18 protein-coding genes are annotated in these 19,029 nt (G+C 61.4%); 2 read left to right on the forward strand and 16 right to left on the reverse strand.

Annotation, left to right across the window (positions count from 1 at the left end):
* Positions 1–60 precede the first annotated feature (60 nt).
* The 10 genes from metE to AB3X96_RS35890 form a co-directional block, all read right to left on the reverse strand.
* Positions 61–2,355 carry a 5-methyltetrahydropteroyltriglutamate--homocysteine S-methyltransferase gene (gene metE, locus AB3X96_RS35845; RefSeq protein WP_368593434.1) on the reverse strand — a complete coding sequence of 765 codons (2,295 nt, stop codon included), beginning with the start codon at positions 2,353–2,355 and terminating at the stop codon, positions 61–63.
* A 197-nt stretch (positions 2,356–2,552) separates the two neighbouring features.
* Entirely contained in the window at positions 2,553–2,906 is a 354-nt protein-coding gene (locus AB3X96_RS35850) for a DUF1428 domain-containing protein (RefSeq protein WP_176111730.1), read from the reverse strand.
* A 239-nt stretch (positions 2,907–3,145) separates the two neighbouring features.
* A complete protein-coding gene (locus AB3X96_RS35855; RefSeq protein ID WP_368593435.1) occupies positions 3,146–4,447 on the reverse strand; it encodes an MSMEG_0569 family flavin-dependent oxidoreductase in 1,302 nt (433 codons plus the stop codon).
* 70 nt (positions 4,448–4,517) lie between these two features.
* Positions 4,518–4,802: an MSMEG_0570 family nitrogen starvation response protein gene (locus AB3X96_RS35860; RefSeq protein WP_184227925.1), complete on the reverse strand. Its 285-nt coding sequence runs from the start codon at positions 4,800–4,802 to the stop codon at positions 4,518–4,520.
* Between the two features lie 23 nt (positions 4,803–4,825).
* A complete protein-coding gene (locus AB3X96_RS35865; RefSeq protein ID WP_368593436.1) occupies positions 4,826–5,995 on the reverse strand; it encodes an MSMEG_0565 family glycosyltransferase in 1,170 nt (389 codons plus the stop codon).
* A complete protein-coding gene (locus tag AB3X96_RS35870; RefSeq protein WP_368593437.1) occupies positions 5,992–6,978 on the reverse strand; it encodes a sll0787 family AIR synthase-like protein in 987 nt (328 codons plus the stop codon). The genes AB3X96_RS35865 and AB3X96_RS35870 overlap by 4 nt, the downstream gene beginning before the upstream one ends.
* Positions 6,975–7,538 carry an MSMEG_0567/Sll0786 family nitrogen starvation N-acetyltransferase gene (locus AB3X96_RS35875; protein ID WP_368593438.1) on the reverse strand — a complete coding sequence of 188 codons (564 nt, stop codon included), beginning with the start codon at positions 7,536–7,538 and terminating at the stop codon, positions 6,975–6,977. The genes AB3X96_RS35870 and AB3X96_RS35875 overlap by 4 nt, the downstream gene beginning before the upstream one ends.
* Positions 7,539–7,540: 2 nt before the next feature.
* Positions 7,541–8,671, reverse strand: a complete 1,131-nt coding sequence (locus tag AB3X96_RS35880; protein ID WP_368593439.1) for an MSMEG_0568 family radical SAM protein — start codon at positions 8,669–8,671, stop codon at positions 7,541–7,543.
* A complete protein-coding gene (locus tag AB3X96_RS35885) occupies positions 8,643–9,662 on the reverse strand; it encodes a Nit6803 family nitrilase (RefSeq protein WP_368593440.1) in 1,020 nt (339 codons plus the stop codon). Before AB3X96_RS35885 ends, AB3X96_RS35880 begins: the two co-directional genes overlap by 29 nt.
* Before the next feature lie 18 nt (positions 9,663–9,680).
* The gene (locus tag AB3X96_RS35890; RefSeq protein WP_013093336.1) at positions 9,681–10,163 is read right to left on the reverse strand and encodes an MSMEG_0572/Sll0783 family nitrogen starvation response protein; all 483 of its coding nucleotides are present in this window, start codon (positions 10,161–10,163) and stop codon (positions 9,681–9,683) included.
* Between the two features lie 395 nt (positions 10,164–10,558).
* On the opposite strand from AB3X96_RS35890, the gene AB3X96_RS35895 reads away from it, so the two are divergent.
* Positions 10,559–11,950: a PLP-dependent aminotransferase family protein gene (locus tag AB3X96_RS35895; RefSeq protein ID WP_368593441.1), complete on the forward strand. Its 1,392-nt coding sequence runs from the start codon at positions 10,559–10,561 to the stop codon at positions 11,948–11,950.
* On the opposite strand, the gene AB3X96_RS35900 is transcribed toward AB3X96_RS35895, so the two are convergent.
* Positions 11,841–12,275 (reverse strand): carbohydrate ABC transporter permease, encoded by a 435-nt coding sequence (locus AB3X96_RS35900; RefSeq protein ID WP_368593442.1) that lies wholly within the window; start codon positions 12,273–12,275, stop codon positions 11,841–11,843. The genes AB3X96_RS35895 and AB3X96_RS35900 overlap by 110 nt on opposite strands.
* A 277-nt stretch (positions 12,276–12,552) precedes the next feature.
* Here AB3X96_RS35900 and AB3X96_RS35905 point away from each other — a divergent pair, with 277 nt between their 5' ends.
* On the forward strand, positions 12,553–14,070 hold the full coding sequence (locus tag AB3X96_RS35905; protein WP_368593443.1) for an MmgE/PrpD family protein: 1,518 nt from the start codon (positions 12,553–12,555) through the stop codon (positions 14,068–14,070).
* Between the two features lie 132 nt (positions 14,071–14,202).
* Here AB3X96_RS35905 and AB3X96_RS35910 read toward each other — a convergent pair whose 3' ends face one another.
* The 5 genes from AB3X96_RS35910 to AB3X96_RS35930 all read right to left on the reverse strand — a co-directional run bounded on the left by AB3X96_RS35910 (position 14,203) and on the right by AB3X96_RS35930 (position 18,998).
* Entirely contained in the window at positions 14,203–14,814 is a 612-nt protein-coding gene (locus tag AB3X96_RS35910; RefSeq protein ID WP_368593444.1) for a LysE family translocator, read from the reverse strand.
* Positions 14,815–14,996: 182 nt separating this feature from the next.
* On the reverse strand, positions 14,997–15,806 hold the full coding sequence (locus tag AB3X96_RS35915) for an AraC family transcriptional regulator (RefSeq protein WP_368593448.1): 810 nt from the start codon (positions 15,804–15,806) through the stop codon (positions 14,997–14,999).
* A 263-nt stretch (positions 15,807–16,069) separates the two neighbouring features.
* The gene (locus AB3X96_RS35920) at positions 16,070–16,666 is read right to left on the reverse strand and encodes an NADPH-dependent F420 reductase (RefSeq protein WP_368593445.1); all 597 of its coding nucleotides are present in this window, start codon (positions 16,664–16,666) and stop codon (positions 16,070–16,072) included.
* 27 nt (positions 16,667–16,693) lie between these two features.
* Positions 16,694–17,431 (reverse strand): SDR family NAD(P)-dependent oxidoreductase, encoded by a 738-nt coding sequence (locus AB3X96_RS35925; RefSeq protein ID WP_368593446.1) that lies wholly within the window; start codon positions 17,429–17,431, stop codon positions 16,694–16,696.
* A gap of 34 nt (positions 17,432–17,465) precedes the next feature.
* Complete coding sequence (locus AB3X96_RS35930) at positions 17,466–18,998, reverse strand: IS66 family transposase (RefSeq protein ID WP_368593449.1); 1,533 nt, start codon at positions 18,996–18,998, stop codon at positions 17,466–17,468.
* Positions 18,999–19,029 lie beyond the last annotated feature (31 nt).

Below are 19,029 nucleotides of genomic sequence, written 5' to 3' on the forward strand. Positions count from 1 at the left end.
GGGCGCACGAGGCGATCCAGATCCAGGCCGCCGCGAAGAAAGCGACGGCTCGCTCGCCCTTTACTGAACCTGGCTGCGCAGCGTCTTCGCGGCGGCAACCATGTTCGTCAGCGCCGGAATCACTTCAGCCCATTGGCGTGTCTTCAGGCCACAGTCCGGGTTCACCCATAGACGCTGTGCTGGAATGCGCTCCGCCGCCTTTTGCATCAATTGCACGATGTGCTGCTGCGTGGGGATGTTCGGCGAGTGAATGTCGTAGACGCCCGGCCCGATTTCGTTCGGATAGTTGAAGTCGTCGAACGCGGCGAGCAGTTCCATGTCCGAGCGCGAGGTCTCGATCGTGATGACGTCCGCATCCATGCCGGCGATCGACGCGATGATGTCGTTGAACTCGGAATAGCACATATGCGTGTGGATCTGCGTTTCGTCGCGCACGCCGTTCGCGGTGATCCGGAACGACTCGACCGCCCAGCGCAGATACTCACCCCATTGCGCGCGCCGCAGCGGCAAGCCCTCGCGCAGCGCGGCTTCGTCGATCTGCACGACGCGTACACCGGCCTTTTCCAGGTCGAGCACTTCTTCGCGAATCGCCAGCGCGAGCTGGTAGCACGACACCGAACGCGGCTGGTCGTCGCGCACGAACGACCAGTTCAGAATCGTCACGGGGCCGGTCAGCATCCCCTTCATCGGCTTGTTCGTCAGCGACTGCGCGTAGCAGATCCATTCGACCGTCATCGCCCGCGGACGGCTGATGTCGCCGAACAGGATAGGTGGCTTCACGCAGCGCGAACCGTACGACTGCACCCAGCCGAACTGGCTGAACGCGTAGCCGTCGAGTTGCTCGCCGAAGTATTCGACCATGTCGTTGCGTTCGGCTTCGCCATGCACGAGCACGTCGAGACCGAGCGCTTCCTGTTCGCGCACGCTGCGCTCGATTTCCCGCCGCATCGCGTCCCGATAGCCTGCCTGATCGAGCGCGCCGCTCTTGAACTGGCTGCGAGCGTGGCGGATTTCCACCGTTTGCGGGAACGAGCCGATCGTCGTGGTCGGGTATGCGGGTAGTTCGAGCAGCGCGGCCTGCTTCGCCGCGCGCTCGGCATAGGCGTGCTGGCGATTGCCGAGATTCGCGTCGATGCGCGCGAGCGCGGCCTTCACCGCCGGGTTGTTCACGCGCGGCGACTCACGGCGCGCGGCAACCGCTGCGGCATTGGCGGCGAGTTCATTGGCGACCTTATCGCGGCCACCGTTCAGTGCGGTGGCGAGCACCTTTAGTTCGTCAAGTTTTTGCAGCGCGAACGCGAGCCAGGAGCGGATTTCCGCATCGAGCTTCTCTTCGCTCGCGAGATCGACCGGCACGTGCAGCAGCGAGCACGACGGCGCGAGCCACAAGCGCTCGCCGAGTTGGCGCGCGAGCGGCGCGAGCCATTCGAGCGCGGCGTTCAGGTCGGTCTTCCAGATGTTGCGGCCATTGATCGCGCCGACCGACAGCACGCTGTGCGCGGGCAGTTGACGCGCGGCCAACGCGATCTCTTCGCGTGCGTTGATTGCGTCGATGTGCAGACCGTCGACGGGCAAGCCGCACGCGAGTTCGAGGTTCTCTTTCAGCTCGCCGAAGTAGGTAGCGAGCAGCAGCTTGACGCCGCGTTCCTCGAAGCCTTGATACGCGGTCACGAACGCGTCGCGCCATGCCGGATCGAGTTCGGTGACGAGCACCGGCTCGTCGATCTGCACCCACTCGACATCCATCACCTTGAAATAGTCGAGCAGCGCGCGATACACGGGCATGATGCGAGCCAACAGCGCGAGTTTGTCGGAGTCGTCCTTCGCCTTGCCCAGCCATAGATACGTGATCGGGCCAATGATCACCGGCTTCGCCTTGACGCCCTGCTCGCGCGCTTCGCGCAGCTGTTCGAGGAAGCCGGACGTGTCGAGGTTGAACGTCGTATCGGCGGTGAATTCGGGGACGATGTAGTGGTAGTTGGTATCGAACCACTTCGTCATTTCGCCGGCCGCGACGCCGCCGCAGCATGCGGCGTGCTCTTCGGCATCCTGCGCCGAACGGCCGCGCGCGACGCGGAAGTAGTTGTCGAGCTTGTCGCCATGAAAGCCCTGCACGCGTGCCGGCAGATTGCCGAGGGTGAAGCTCATGTCCAGCACCTGGTCGTAGAACGCGAAATCGCCGACCGGTGCGAGATCGAGCTCGCTCTGGTCATGCCAGTGACGCGCGCGTAGTTGCGCCCCTAGCGCCTTCAGTTCCTCGCGCGACGATTCGCCCTTCCAGTACCGTTCGAGGCCGAACTTCAGTTCGCGTTTTGCGCCGATGCGCGGGAAGCCGAGATTATGTGTCGTGACCATGGAGGCTGCCTTCCGATGAAAAAATGCAAGGAACGATGTAAGGATTGGCAGCCATGATAGGGGCTTCGTTCCATGAAGAAAAATGGCATTATTTCATTTATCCATTAGTTTTGTTCATTCTATGTGTCGGGCGCCTGGATCGGGTGGCGGCGTCGGTTTTGCGTCTCAGCGCGAACCGACGCCATGTTTTTCTGCCATCACGCGTCGACAATTGTTTCGAAACCGCCATAAATTAGCCGCTGGCCGTCAAAAGGCATTGGATCTTTATCTGGCTGCAGCCGCGGGTCGGCCATTACCGCTTTCATTCCTTCGTCTCGCGACTGACGCGACGGCCAGACAACCCAAGAGAACACCACTGTCTCATCATCCTTGCGCTTGATCGCCATTGGAAACGACGTCACCTTGCCTTCCGGCACGTCATCTCCCCAGCATTCGACCACCTTCAACGCGCCGTGCTCCTTGAAGACGGCCGCCGCTCTTTCGGCGAACTGTCTGTAAACTTCGCGGTTGGCTGTAGGCACGGGGACAACAAATCCATCGACGTAAGTCATTCGAAAACTCCTTTTTTCCCATACGGACTATAGGTGCGGTCGGCAGCGCATCGCAACACGACCGCCCATACGTACGACGAGCGGGGAGTCAAGAAATCGACAATCGTCCGTTTCCCTTGCACCGATAGCCTCTTCGACCCTAAGCGGCGCTTTCAGGGCATGGTCCCTTCTGTATAAGCGATCCCGTTTATCGTTTTGAGGCCGGGACGATCGTATTCTTCGAACGCGATCAATCAGCTTCATGCAGCGAGACTCGCCGATGCGGTATGCGATACACCGATTGCCGAGCGGATCGCATCGACGACATGCGCCGCATCCCGCGCAATGCCGGAGAAGCGGCCCGACCCCCAGGTATGCAGCCACGGCAAGCCGATGAAATACAACCCGGCTTGCGGCGTCACGCCGCGTACGTGGGCAGGATAGCCTCGTCCATTGAATACGGGGGCGTCGATCCAACTAAAGTCCGGCGTGAACCCGATGCACCAGATAATCGACCCGATGCCGCTCGCCGCCAGATCGAGCGACGTGCGTTCGCCTTCGGGCTTCCACACGGGTTCATACGGCACGCCCGGCGGCGCGTCGATGCCCTCTCTGTCGATGAAGGCATCGATGCTCGCATTGATGCGGTTGTACGTGTCGTCGGCGCTTTCCAGATTGCCGGTCAGGTTCGGCGCGAAATGAAGGTGGCCTTCGCGCACATCGTCGAGCCGGCCGTACAGTTCCATTCCTTCGAGCGCAAAGCGTCGCAAGTCGATATCGCGGCCGCCGTCGCGGCCCGTGACGTAGTGATTCGTGTTGTCCCGCACGCCTTCGCGCAACGGATGCTGATCGACGGGCATCTCGTAGTAGCCCATGTCGGCGAGCCAATCCACCACATCCCGGCCGCGATAGAAGCGCGCGCAACGCGGCGCCTCGCCGACCGCCAGATACACCTTGCGACCCGCGAGCTGCAGGTCCTCCGCGATCTGCGCGCCGGATTGCCCCGATCCCACGACGAGCACCGCGCCTTCGGGCAAGGTCTGCGGACTGCGGTACTGCGACGACTGCAGCTGCACGATGCCGTGCGGCAAGCGTTCCGCCATCCGCGGCACGATAGGCGTGTGATAGCCACCCGATGCGACGACCACATGATCGGCCGTGAATTCGCCATTCGACGTCGACACCACATAGCTGCCGTCATGCTGACACCTGACGCGCCTGACCTCCGTATGATCGACCACGGGCGCATCGACCATTTTGATGAATCCATCCAGATACGCGATGATCTCGTCCTTCTTCATGAAGCCGTGCGGATCGTCGCCGCGATACGGATAGCCGGGCAGCGCGCATTGCCAGTTCGGCGTGACGAGACAGAAAGCGTCCCAGCGCTGCGAGCGCCACGTATGGGTGAGCGTGTGTTTCTCGATGACGAGATGATCGATGCCCGCTTCTTTCAGATAAAAACTGATCGACAGACCAGCCTGACCGCCGCCTACGACGATAACCGTATAGTGCGGAGCCTGGTTCGATCCGGTTTGCGTCATCACATTCGAGTTCGACATGATTCGTTCCTGCCGTTCATTGGATGGGCCGGCGCGCCGTCCTGCTCGTGACGCGAGCGGCACTCGGGTTTCACAAAAGTTCGACGATATGCACCTTGGCCTGCGCATCCGAGGCGAAGCGCTCCGCCTGCGCCTCGATCTGCGCAAGCTGGTCCATCGCAGCCGAGCACGCGAAACCGTACTTCTCGCGTACGCGCTCCGAGCCGATATGAAGCGCTTCGCGCGCCCGTTCGACGAAGTCGTCGAGCGCATAGCGCTGCCCGGCAACGAAGTATTCGCCGACTACGGTCGAGGGCGAATAGCAGTTGGCCTCGGTGCCGTCCGGCCACTGGACCCTGAAATGCATGACAGGCATCGCGTTTCCTTTGAAAGAGAGATTCAGGCGGCGGCGGGCTGTGCATAGCGCCGGTACAAACCGATATGGCAGCGGGCGCTCTCGCGCCAACTGAAGCGATTCAGCAGGTCGGGCACCGCGTACTCGAAGTCGATACCCCCGCGCCGGTCGAGCGCGTGTTGCAGCGCTTGCGCGATGCTGCCCGCGTCGTCAGGTTGCGCCCAACAGCAGACGCGATCATTCAGATGCTCCGTAAACGGCTCGATCCGCGAGACGACGACGGGCGTCCCCACGGCCAGCGCTTCCAGCACGACAAGCCCGAAACCCTCGCACAGCGACACCATCGATACGACATCGGCACGTCGCATCAATGCGGGAATCTCTTCGTCGCGCAGCGCGCCCGTGACGACGATTGCCTCGCCTCGTCCAATCGCGAGGTTCAATTGCGTGGCCCGCTCGACGAATCGCCGTGTATAAGCGTCGTGGTCGAGCAGACTTGCACCGCCTGCGATGACCAGTTGCCCATCGGTGTGCGTGCGTCGGAACAAAGCAAACGCGTCGAGAAGTTGCAGCGTGTTCTTGCGCGCTTCGATACCGCCCACCGCCAATACGACCGGCGCACCACCAATTCCGAATTTCGCGAGCGCGGTCGTATCGTTCCCCGCGTCGGCGGGCCGGAAACGCTCGACATCGACGCCGTTGCTCACGGTCGATGCCGCGGTGCCGTAATCCTTCAGCATCCTGCGCGTCCATGTCTCGCTGACGCAGAAGACCGCGTCTGCATCCGCATACGCGCGCCGCTGCCATTCGATCAAACGAGGATCGCTGAACGCATCGAGATGATGGACGGTACGCACGAAGCCGCGTATCACCCCTTCCTGACGAAGCTCGGCGAGCGCATTGCCGCCGATCCCGTCTTGCGCGTGAAGAATGTCGAAGCCCGAAGGTCCGTCGGCGCGCAATGCGGCCTTGAGCGCGTCGATGCGCATCTGCACCATCGCTACCGTATCGTTGCCGTGCACATCGACCGGAGCGAGCACGATCCGGCACGGCGAAGCACGAAACATCCGCGCGCCATTGACCGAAGGCGCGAAGATCGTCACATCGTGCCCTGTGTCTTCCAGCGCGCGCCCGAGTTCGAGCGTGTGTACGACGCCGCCACGCGGATTCACAGAGTGCGTGAAGAGCGCAATGCGCAATGGCGTGGCGCTCATGCTGACACCGGCGCTGGCGCACAGATAAAAGGGCCGTCGCCGAAACTCCATAGCAGCGCGGCATCCGTTTCTTGCATGACGACGACTTCGCGCGATGCGTGCACGCGCCCTATCGTTGCGCAAGCCAGATCGCGCTGCCGGAAGCGCGCAATGACTGCTTCGCAATGTTCTTCGCGAACCGACAGCAGGAAGCCGAAGCTCGGAAACGCGTTGAGCCAACGTTCGAAATCGACCTCCGCTGGCCGCGGAATCGCGTCGAGATCGATGCGCCCACCGACACCCGAGCATTCGAGCAGCATCAACGATGTGCCGAGCGCCCCCGCCATACTGATGTCTTTCGCCGCATCGCAAAGACCGCTTTCCGCGAGCAGCGGCAACAGTTCGAGATCGCCGCGCAAGCGTTGCGCCGGTGCGCCGACCGATGCGTTCCAGAATGGATAGGGATCTTCGAAGCGGCCCCGCAGATCGACGGCCATGATCAGACAATCGCCAGGCCGCGCGTTGAAACTGGACAGCAGCCTGTGCGCGCGGCCGACAATCGACACCGCCAGTTGCGGCTGAGCGCTGCGCGCATTGCTATGGCCGCCGACGACGGGGACGCCATACGCGCGCGATGCCGCCGCCATACCCGCGAGAATCTCTTCGGCCGCGCCGAGCCCGTCGCTCCACAGCGCATCGACCACCGCAAGCGGCCGACCGCCCATCGCGTAGACGTCGCTAATGTTGACCATCACGCTGCTATAGCCCGCGAACCAGGGCATCGACGCGACGAAATCGGACACCAGCCCTTCGATCGCAAAGAGCAGATAACCGTCGCCATCGGCAATCGCCGCACAGTCGTCTCCCACTGCGACGGCCTGGGCGAGATCGCGCGCACCATTGGGCAAATGCGCCGCCAGCGATGCAACCACGCCCGCTATGTCGGTCTTGTGGCGAAAGCCGCGGCTTTCACGCATGCGTTCGACCAGATCGCGCAGGCTCATGATCGCCCCCGCGACGACGTGACGAAACCGCTCTCCGGCGTATGGCACGGCGGGTAATGCGCGAGATCCGCCTCCATCAGGTGATGCGGCCGGCCGAACAGCGTTTCTTCCGCGACCGTCTGCCAGTTCAGCCGCCGGAACAACGGTACGTTCTGGCTCTGCACATGCGCGAGAAAGGTCTCGCACCCAAGCGCATGCGCGCTGCTGACAGCCAGCCTGATCAGCGTCGAGCCGAGCTTGCCGTGCGAACGGAACGCGGCGTGCACCGCGAGGCGCGAGCCGAGCCACGTGCGCGGCTGCGTTGCGTGGATCCGCACCGTCCCCACCACCTGTTCGGGCACGCCGGCAATGCAGCTGAGCGCGACGAGCAGCTTCGCGTGACGGTCGATGTCGTCGCGGTCGTCGCCGACGAAGATGCCCTGTTCGACGCAGAACACCGCGCGCCGCAGTGCATACGCTTCGTTGCTTTCCCATGGCAGCGTGGCCCATTTCACGCGGTATTCGGCCGGCGTGAACGCAAGTGGCAACGCGTCGGATTCGTCGAAGGTTTCGCAGTACATGGCTAGGCCTCGTACGATGCCAGCGACGAGCACGCGCCGCATTTTCCGCAACCGGCCTTGATGTCGGCGGAGCGCATCTTCGCATCGCGCAGCATCGCGCCGAGCGGCGCGAGTATCGACTTCATGAACTCGGGCGTGGGCGCGGGGTGATCTTCGAGCGGCGTGCCGCTGATCGGCACGAACGGCACGACGAACGGATACACGCCGATGTCGATCAACTCGCGCGAGATCGACAGGATCGCCTCGGCCGTATCGCCGAGACCCGCGAGTATGTACGTGCTGACCTGCCCCCTGCCGAACACCGCGACAGCCGCCCTGAACGCTTCCATGTAACGCGAAATGGGCACGCTCGCCTTGCCCGGCATCACGCGGGCGCGCACTTCGGGGCTCACCACTTCGAGATGCATACCCAGCGTATCGATGCCGCTCGCCTTCATTCGCTCGAACCAGAGGTCGTCGTCGGGCGGCTCGCATTGCGCCTGGATGGGCAGATCGACGGCCGCCCTGATCGCGAACGCGCTCTCGCATAGAATCCGCGCGCCGCGATCGGGCGTGGGTGGCGTGCCCGTCGTGAGCACCATGTGCCTGACGCCATCGAGCAGGACTGCGGCGCGCGCGACCTCGGCCAGCTGCTCCGGGGTCTTGCGCGCGATCGTGCGACCCGCCGCGAGCGACTGGCCGATCGCGCAAAACTTGCATGTCTTCTTGCGGCTTTCGTAGCGGATGCAGGTCTGCAGCACCGTCGTAGCGAGCACATCCGTTCCGTGCAGCGTCGCGATGTGCGAATAGGGCACGCCGTCGAGCGTTTGCAGCCGCGTGAAGCGTGGCGCTTTTGGGAAAGTGATGTTCGCAATCGGAACCGTGCCGCGCATCAGCGCGCTTTCGCCCGCTTCGTCGGGCACGCCCGCGACGAACGGCGAATTCCACGCCGAGCTCGTGTGCACCGGCACCATGATCGTCACGCCATCGACCGTCACGGCCTTGTGGTCGGAAGGTCCCGCGCCACCACGCCGGCTGGCGGCGCCCGCGCTCGGATCGACGAGACGCAGGCCCGCCGACTGCAACTCCGTACGCAATTCCATCATCTCGCGCGCACTTGCGCCCTCAGACGACAGATTCATGCTGGCATTCATCCTGACCTCCACTCGTGGTTTCGGACCCAAGGTCCGCGCTCGCGGTCGCAAACGCCGCAGACATCGGCGCGACGGGCGTCGCGGGGCGATCGTTGATGGCAAGACTGAGCAATTCAGGGCGCGCATAGTGGCCGACCGAATCCATCATGCGTTTGCGCTTGGTGATCAGTGCCATGTCGAGATCGGCGACGACCATCCCTTCGCCTTCGCGCAGCGGCTCGGCAAGGTGCTGCCCTTCGGGCGAAACGATGGCCGTCATGCAACCGCCGCGCAGCGCCTGTTGCAGCTTAGGGTCGGTCGTCACCGACTCGATTTGCGCTTCGCTGAGCCAGCCCGTCGAATTGACGACGAAGCAGCCCGATTCGAGCGCGTGATGACGGATCGTGACCTCGATCTGCTCGGCGAAAATCGGACCAACGAGCGAGCCGGGAAACTGGCTGCAATGGATCTCTTCGTGCTGCGTCATCAGCGCATAGCGCGCCAGCGGGTTGTAATGCTCCCAGCACGCGAGCGCGCCGACCCGTGCGATGCCCGTGTGCGCAACCTTGAGGCCCGCGGCGTCGCCTTGTCCCCAGATCATCCGTTCATGAAACGTCGGCGTGATCTTGCGGCGCTTGAGCACGAGGCGACCGTCGACGTCGAACACGAGTTGCGTGTTGTACAGGCTGCCGTGATCGCGCTCGTTGACGCCGAGCACGACGACCATCGCATGACGCTGCGCACGTTCCGACACAGCCTGAGTGACTGGCCCCGGCACGACGACGGCCTGCTCATAGAGACGCATGTGATCGGCGCCCGACGCCACCGGCGGACGCACGAAAGAGAAATACGGGTAGTACGGCACCAATGTCTCGGGAAAGACGATCAGCCGTACGCCCTGTTGCGCGGCTTCGTCGATGGCGGCGCACACCTTCTCGAGCGTGCCGCCGGGACGCTCGAACTCCGGCGCAATCTGCACCGCCGCCGCACGGATGATTCGTTGCTCGGACATGATCGGCACCCGGCGCGCTCAAACGGTCCACGTGTGGATGATCAGCGCGTCTTCCTTGCGATGAAGCAACTGGAGATCGAGCACATCGAGCGGGTTGATCGGCCGGATGCCTTCGATCAGCGACGCCTCGCCGTGACCGTACAGTGCCTGCAATGCAAAGCGGCACGCATAGACCTTGCCGCCCTCCGCCATGAACTTGACCAGTTGGTTATTGAAATTCAGATGCCCGGGAAACGCTTCGTCGCCGAGTGTCGGGAAGCCGCGTTGCAGGCCCAGCGTCACGCCCGGGCCATAGAGCAGCACCGACGTATCGAAGCCCTTGCGCTGAAGGCGCGTCGCCTGCAGAAGATTGACGAAGCCGATCGATCCTTCGAATGCGACCGTATGAAACGTCACCAGTGCTTTTTCACCGGGCTCGGCCTTGACGTCGGGAAAGACCTTCTCTTCGTAGTCGACCAGGTAGTCGCCTTTCTGATGCAGAGGTTGATTGACGGCGGGCATTTCGCTCTCCAACAAGTCGTGTCATTGATCGGATTGCTCAACCGGAAAGAACCGGATGGCGAATCGTTTATTGCAACGCATGTGCCAATTTCCGGCCCGGTTCATGCAATCAACTTCCAATCAATCAGAACAGGATGGTTCGAGCGAACCGAAAAATTTCTTTGGGAGCCTTGTTCGACGGGCTTTTCAGACTATTTACGAATTTGGTCGCGCACCGTCGTTGGGCAGCGAAAACGCATCGTTCGCGTCTGCTTGGTGCGCACTACCCCGTAGGCGGGCACGGTCCGATCAATGCGATCAAGTCTTGAATTGAACCAATACCGATTATTTTGCGGGAGAACGCTGTGCTACTTTTGAATAAAGGCAATCAGGAATCCGCATTGGGAATTACTGGCATGGACAGTCTCACGCATCACTGGCTCAAACGGCTGACCGAAAGCCGCAAGCCGGCGTATCTCGTGATACCGGATCTGATCGAAGAGGATTTGGCGAGCGGACGTCTGCGTCCGCGCGACCGGTTGCCCGGATTGCGCGATCTTGCGGGTGCCTTGCATCTGAACTACACGACCATCGCGCGCGCCTATGCGGAGGCGCGCAAGCGCGGCCTGCTCGATGCTCGCGCGGGCAGCGGCACCTTCGTGCGTGGACGTACGCAGACCTTGCCGCTTGCCGGCGGAAGCAGTGTCGAGATGTCGATGAACATGCCGCCCGAGCCCCCCGAGCTTGCGGCACGGTTGCGGGAATCGGCGGCGAGCCTGCTCGCGCATACCGATCCCTATCGCCTGCTGCGTTACCAGGACTTCGGCGGAACGCCCGACGATCGCGCGGCCGGCCGAGCGTGGCTCAAGCAACGCTTACCGGATTGCGAAGAAGGTACGGTACTGGTGTGTCCCGGCATTCACAGTGCCCTCGTCGCGCTCGTATCGCAGCTTGCGCGACCGGGCGACACGATCTGCCTCGATACGCTCGCCTATCCGGGCATCAAGGCGATCGCATCGCAAATGGGTGTGCGCCTGCAGCCACTGCCGCGCGACGACGAAGGTCCGCTGCCGCATGCATTCGAAGCGCTCTGCAGGAGCGAAAAACCGGGCGCGTTCTACTGCAACCCTACGCTGCAGAATCCGAGCACGCTCACGCTATCGTTACAGCGGCGCGAGGCGCTCGCGGATGTCGCGCTGCGCTACAGCGTCCCCATCATCGAAGACGATGCCTACGGATGGCTGCCATCAAACAAGCCTGTGGCACTTGCCACGCTCGCCCCCGAACTGACGTGGTACGTCACCGGCTTTTCTAAAACGCTGGGTGCGGGCTTGCGTGTCGCCTATCTGCGCGCGCCCACTGTGCGGCAGACACAACGTGTGGCGGGCGCGTTGCGCGCCACGACTGTGATGCCGAGTCCTTTCACTGTGATGCTGGCAACGCAATGGGTCAATGACGGGACCGCACATGAAATGCTCGACGCGATCCACAAAGAAGCCAATGCGCGCCAGGCGATCGTGGCACAGGAACTAGCCGACTGGCACTACGACGCGCACGACGATGGCTTCCATTTATGGTTGCGGATTCCTCCGCATTGCGACTGGAACGCGCCCGAGCTCGCGCTGCAATTGCGCAACCAGGGCGTTGGCGCGGTGGGGGGCCCTGCTTTCTCCACGGACGGCAATCCGCCGAATGCAATCAGGCTCTGTCTCGGGGGCCCGCAAGACAGAGACGATTGTCGGTACGCGCTGCAGTGCGTGGCGCAGACATTGAACGATCCGCATCATCTGCACATTCCGATGATGTAAGCCTGCTTAATGCAGTTAGAGCTTTCGGACCCGTCGTTGAAAGACCATGCAGCCCGACAGCTTGGTCGTCAGAAACGACTGCGGCGCGCCTGCGCCGCCGGGCGGCGGGAGATGGCAGCACGATATAGCGAAACAATTGCCAGCGCCCCGCGCCATCGAGGCTCGCCGCTTCGAGCGGATCGTCGGGAATGGTCTGCAATGTGGCCAGCACCATTAGCATCGTGAACGGGAACCATTGCCACGTGTCGGCGGCGGCGACTGCCCACAGCGCGGTAGATGGATTCGCGATCAACGAACTCGCCGGATAACCGGCCGACTCCAGCACACGATCCGCCTGACACGCTCGCGATTCTTGCCCAAGCTCGGGGATTTACCTATTTCCGTCATTGGCCCGCAGGTGCAACATCGCATTGCATTGCATATTATCCATGTATACGAAAGAGCCGTCTAAATGCACATACTAAAATGAAGACCTGACGCTGCTGGTCACACCCGCGCCGCTGCTATGTTGGTCCTGAATATACGGTAGTGGATTTGCGTTTATCGTCCGTAATGATCGAGAGGCGGATGCACTGTTCACCGGCCCCGTTTCAGGAAACAAAATGACCAAACTAAATCGCAGATCATTTATCCAGACCTCAATTGCATCGGTCGGCGGATTGGTGCTGACTCCCGCGTCCGCTTATGCTGATGCGACAGTGGCACAGAAGCCTCCAGCGCAGAGCGCCGCTGGTCCGGATGACATCGTTGCCCTTGCAGACTATTGTTTGCAGACCACCTATGACAACCTGCCGAGCGCGGTGATTGCCATAACCAAGAATCAGATTCTGGACACAGTGGGCGCGGCGCTAGGGGGCACCAATGAGCCAGGAGCCAAAGAGATACGCGAGTTCACCATCGATATGGCCGGTAAGCGCGAAGCCGCAATCTGGGGTACCAGCATTCAGGTTCCCGCCCAGGATGCTGCTCGCGTCAATGCAATCATGGCTGACGCTCTCGACTATGACGATACCTATGAGCGGTCTTTCATGCACCCCTCGGTCATCACGATTCCGGCCGCCCTAGCCGTAACCGATATGCTCGGCAATGTCAGCGGCAGGGATCTAATTACGGCTACGGCTTTGGGCGTGGACCTTGCCTGTCGATTGGCCAATTCGGCACAGCCTGGCGTCGATGCGTTCATTGTGGGCTGGCACAACACTAGCCTTTATGGATATTTCGCTTCAACTTTTGTCGCAGGTAAGCTGATGGGGTTGACGCGCGATCAGTTGGTATCTGCACTGGGTATTGCATTTCATCAAGCTTCGGGTAATTCCCAAGCACATCTGGACGGTGCATTGACGAAGCGTATGGGCGCTGGCTTCGCTTCCTATGCCGGCGTAATGGCTGCGCGTCTATCTCAGCAGGGCGTCCAAGGAGCGCAAAATATTCTGGAAGGTCGCCGTGGTTTTTATTATCAGTTTCACGGTAATAAGTATTCGCGCGATTTCCTCTTTGAGGGACTAGGAAGTACTTTTGCCGCGACCGAGGTCTCGTTCAAACCATGGCCGTCGTGCCGCGGTAGTCACACGGCGGTGGATGCTGCGCTGACTATGTTTGCAGAGAACAAAATTGAAGCTCCCGATGTGGAAAGCATCACCATCTACAATGGCACTGGCGAATATCTGCTTCTCGATTTTCCGCTTGGCAAAAAGCAGAACCTAACATCTGTCGTGGACGCACAATTCAGCAATCCTTGGGTTGTGGCGTGCGCGTTGGTGGACCATAAGGTCGGATTCGAACATTTCACTACGGCAGCGATCCGGCGCCCTGATCTGCTGGCAATGGTCAAGCGCATCAACACGGTGGAAGACAAAAGCCTGGCACGTCCGGGCGGCGGACCCGGTGCTACACGCCTTGACGTTTCTTTGAAAGATGGCCGGACGTTTACCAAAACGGTGGCATTTGCCAAAGGCGAACCCAAGAATCCAATGTCGCCCATCGAGTTCCGTCAAAAATTTCTCGATTGCACGAAAAAGGCGGGAATGAGTAGTGCGCAAGCCCAAGCGTTGATGGCCGACATTCAACAACTGGAGACCCTGCCAAAGGCCAATACCTTGACCACAGCTATGGACTTGTAGCCGCGATCCTGCAGGGATTAAATGGGCGGATTTACTAATCCGCCCCTAAGGAATCGCGTCTTCCTCATCGTCGAACGGAATACATGCCAATACCGGGCATCCGAACGCCCACGCCGTGTCGGGATAGGAGGCCTACCGCTGCACCAAGGCTAGCTTGACCCCGACTCCGACGAACGCGGCTGCAAAGCTCCGGCGCATCCACTTGAGAACATCGGAGCGCAAAAGAATGCGGTCACGGACCCTCGCCGCGAAGACGCCGTATGCCATGAACACGACGAACGTCATCGCCATGAAGACGAGCGATAGTTCCAGCATGCGAAGCGCAGGCTGGTTTTCGCCGCGATCGATGAATTGCGGCAGGAACGCGAAGAAGAAGATCGAGAGTTTAGGGTTGAGAATATTCACGAGGATCGCGTGCAAGATCACATCCCGGTCGGTGCGGGCGGGGCTGTCGAACGTGATCTTCAACGGTCCTTTTTCCTCGAGTGTTTTCCATGCAATGAAAAGCAGGTAGGCGACGCCCGCATATTTGATCGCTGAGAACGCGACAGCGCTCGCATGCAGGAGCGCTGCCAGACCAGTGATCGCCGCCACCATGTGCGGCAGGATGCCGAACGTACAACCCAATGCTGCGACGATTGCTGCACGCGCTCCACGAGACAGACCAGCGCCCACTGTGACGAGTGCGCCGGTTCCAGGCGAAGCTACGACGATCAGCGACGTGACCAGAAATTCGATGCTCATGGCCTCTCCGTCGTGGATGCGCAAAACCAGAGCACACGTGCGACGCGCGTTGGAATGTCGCGGCGAAAACAGGGGAAAAGGAAAAATAGCAAGATCGTGCCTCACGCCGGGGAAAGAGGTTGAGCCTCGATTCTCGGCGTCGGCGGTCCGACGGTCTTGAACAAAATTGCAGGCGTAGGCAATCAGCCGGCTCCGGTGGCGTACGCACCCGGTGTCATGCCAAAACTACGGACGAACAGCCGCGTCATATGGCTCTGATCGGAGAAACCGCTCTGCGCGGCAGCTTCGGCGAGCCGCGCGCCATGACGGATCAACTGACGGGCGTGATGAATGCGGCGCTGCAGGATGTAGGCGTGGGGCGTGAGGCCGGTCGCTTTCGCGAAAGCGCGCAGGAACTGATAGCGGCTCAGCCCGGCTTCGTCTGCGAGTGCCGTGAGCGTCACCATCCCTGGGGGATCGTCATCGATCAGGGCGCGGGCCGAAGCGATTCCGGCTGGAATGCACCGGTGTGTGGTGGATGCGGGCTGGAGCAAGCTAGCTAGCACAAGCAGCAAGGTCTCGTCTGCCCTGAGTCCGTGCGGGTCTGCAATCTTGCCAGTCATTGCGCGAAATAGCTGGCCGAATTGCGCTGCGAGTCGTCGGTCACTGACTTTTGGTTGGCTGAACTCGCAAGTCGCTCCTTTGCGGCCTTCCGTAATGTCCGTGGCCAGCTCGGCAACGATCGCGGGGTCGAGATACAGCATTCGCCATGAGCGCCCGCCGTCGCCGATCGGTGCCCCGTCATGCACTTCACCAGGGTTGACAGTGATTACGTCACCCGCACTGGCTTCGACGAGACCACGGCCGCTCGTCGATTTCTGTGCGCCGCGCTCGATCAGACCCACACCAAACTGCTCATGGGTGTGGCGGCCAAAGACGAGCGTAGTGTCCGCTTCCACAGCTTCGATACCGCTTCTTTCGCAGCTCAACAGCCTAAATTTGGTGCGTTTCATTTCGCTCATTACCTCCGGGTCTCGTCGCACCCACCCACGTTGCCAGTGCGAGTCATGTCATATCATGTATCCAATTGCCTGGACAGGGATTGTCGGTGATCCGGGCGCTGCGGTCGAATGTCGGTTCATCGCCGACGCCTGGAGCGGCCGTTGAAATCGTCCACGGCCGCCTTCGAGCAGTTTTTGTGAATGAGTACACTCGGCCATCATGGCTCCGGCAATCGGCCACTCGATTCAGCGAAATATCCGGAAACCGTTGGTCATCAGTCGAACGTGATCAAGTCCTTGAAGATCAGTCGTCCCCAGTTATTTCCGCGCGCGTGCACAAGCAGTCCACCCTCCGAAAGCCCGCCAAGTTGGATTGGCGCGAAACCGAGTTTTTCCGCAAGCGCACCAATTTCCGCTGCGGCGCCGTCATCATCGCTCGCGAGGAACACGACTCTCCTGCCACCCTGCACGGCCGGGTCCTGGCCGAGGACGGCCGCAGCCAGATGATTGAAGCCTTTCACCAGCCTGGCTCCGGTGAACGCGTTCGCGACGAAAGCTGACGACGGGAGACCGTCGAGTTCCTCGGGCGGGGAGAACGTGTTCATCACGTCGACGATGATCTTTCCCTTCCAGTTGGGCAGGGCCTTCGCGACCTCCGCGTATGACTCGAAACGAACAGCCAAAAAGATGATGTCCGCCTTGACGGCTTCCGCCAGGGTTTTCGGAATGATCGTAGGTCCGATCGCTGCTGCATCGAAAGCAAAGCTTGCCGGGTCGCGCGTGGTTGCAACGGATACTTCGATGCCGTTGCGGGCGAACGCCCTCGCAAGTGCGTGGCCGATCTTGCCGAAGCCAATGATTGCGTAACTCATATGTTTCTCCATCGTTTCCCGGCGGGCTCAGAGCTTGTAGCCGCCGCTCGCTTCAATCGTTTGGCCGGTCACCCAATGGCCTTCATCGGAGGCCAGGAACGCCACGACGGCCGCGATTTCTGAAGGCTCGCCAAAGCGGCCCAGCGCGATTTGGGCCTCGACCGCCTTGACGAGTTCGGGATTTGCCCGAAAATCGGCGTTCGCATCCGTTCGCGTGAAGCCCGGTGCTACGGCGTTCGCTGTGATGCCACGCGGCCCGAGTTCGATTGCGAGCGTATGGGTCAGGGTGTTGATCGCCGCTTTCGCCATCGAGTACACGGGCGCAGCCGTCACGGGCTTCGTGGCGGCTGCGGAAGAAATGTTGATGATGCGTCCACCATCGGCGAGTCGATCGAGCGCGGCCTGAATGATGAAGAACGGCGCGCGGGCGTAGACCGCCATCAGGGTGTCCCAACTCTCCGGCGTCGCGTCCTTGAAGCCAACCCAGCCGGAATTGCCAGCGTTGTTGACCAGAATGTCGAGGGTCTTGCTTCCGTTGCGCTTGATGAACTCGTCGTCGAGTCTCTCGAACAAGGCCGGGACGCTCGCCGGATCAACGAGATCCGCATGGATCGCGAACGCGGTGCCTTCCGCTTTCTCGATGGCCGCGATCGCCTCGTCCGCGCTGGTTTTGCTGGCGTTGTAGGTTAGCGCGACTGTCGCACCATCCTTTGCAAGACGTTCGGCGATGGCGCGGCCAATGCCGTAAGCACCCGGGGAAGGCATCTTGACTGGGGCGATCGCTCAAACGATCAAACGATCAAGCAGCGGTCGGCGTCCAGCGATGAGGAAGCAGTTGCGCTATGTCGGCGGCACGGTGTGTCGGCAAGCGCGTCAACACGTCCTTCAGGTAAGCCAACGGATCGTGTCCGTTCAGTTGTGCAGAGCGGATCAATGTCATGATCGCGGCCGCGCGTTTTCCAGCACGCAGAGATCCTGCGAACAACCAGTTCGACCTCCCCAGGGCCCACGGCCGTATTTGATTCTCGACCCAGTTGTTATCGGCTGGCACATGTCCATCGTCCAGATAGCGCGTAAGCGCCTCCCAACGTTTGAGGCTGTAGTCGAGTGCCGCGGCGATCCCGGATCCGTCCGGCACACGCTGCCGTTGCGTGAGCAGCCATGCATGGAGTTCGTCGGCGATGGGGCGAGCCCGCTCCTGACGCACAAGACGTCTTCTATCGGGCTCGAGTTGTGCGGCGTCGCGTTCTACTTCGTACAACGCACCGAAGTATCGCAGCGCGGGCTCGGCCAGCTCGCTCTGGTGCTTGACGTGTAAGTCAAAGAATTTACGGCGCGCGTGGGCCAGGCACCCGATCTCTGTGACCCCACTCCTGAAGCTGGACTTGTAGCCCCCGTAATCGTCGCACGCCAGCTTGCCGCGCCACTCGCCCAGGAATGCGCGTGCATGTTCGCCGGCGCGGCTATCGGCGAAGTCATAGATCACCGCCTTCAGATCGGCGAACTGCGTGGTGCTGTACGCCCACAGATAGGCTCGATGGGTCTTGCCCTTTCCCGGGGCAAGCATCTGTACCGGCGTCTCGTCGGCATGCAGTACCGCGTGCTGCAATACCTCTTCGCGAAGTGCATCGACCAGGGGCTGCAGGCGCACGCCACACGCGCCAACCCAGCCGCCGAGCGTCGATTGCGCGATCGCCAGACCCGCCCGCGCAAAGATGCGCTCCTGTCGATACAACGGCAGGTGATCGCTGTACTTGGCGACCAGCACCTGAGCGAGCAGACCGGTGGTCGGGATGCCCTTGTCGATCACGTGCGGCGGCACCGCAGCCTGCACCAGCGTCTCGCATGCCTTGCACGTCCATTTACCCCGGATGTGCCGCTCAACCGTGAACACGCCGGGCGTGTAATCCAGCTTCTCGCTGATGTCCTCGCCGATGCGAACGCGCTCGCAGCCGCACGTACAGATCGTACTGTCCGGCTCGTAATGAATGTCGGTACGTGGCAGTTCGGGAGGAAGCGGTTCACGCTTTGGCTGTTGCCGTGGTGTCCCTGCCTGCTCGCCGGACTTCAGCCCCTGCAGCTCGAGCCCGATTGCCGCCAGATCCGCGTCGAGCGCTTCCTCGAGCAGGCTCAGTTGCCCCTTGTTGAGCTGCTCACTGCGCCTGCCGAACTGCTGCCGCTTGATGACCGAGAGTTCGTGCGTAAGCTGGTCGATACGTGTTTGCCGGTACTGCAACTCTCTTTCTTTCTCGGCGATCTCGGCCATCAGCTTCACGTTCAGTTCGCGTATCTGTTCGGTACTGAGGGCGTCGAGATCGGCGGGTATGTCCATGGCGACCAGTCTGCCAGAGCGGCGCGCGATG

Origin of the sequence: Paraburkholderia sp. BR13439 (assembly GCF_040948805.1) — a bacterium.
Classification (GTDB): Bacteria; Pseudomonadota; Gammaproteobacteria; order Burkholderiales; family Burkholderiaceae; genus Paraburkholderia; species Paraburkholderia youngii.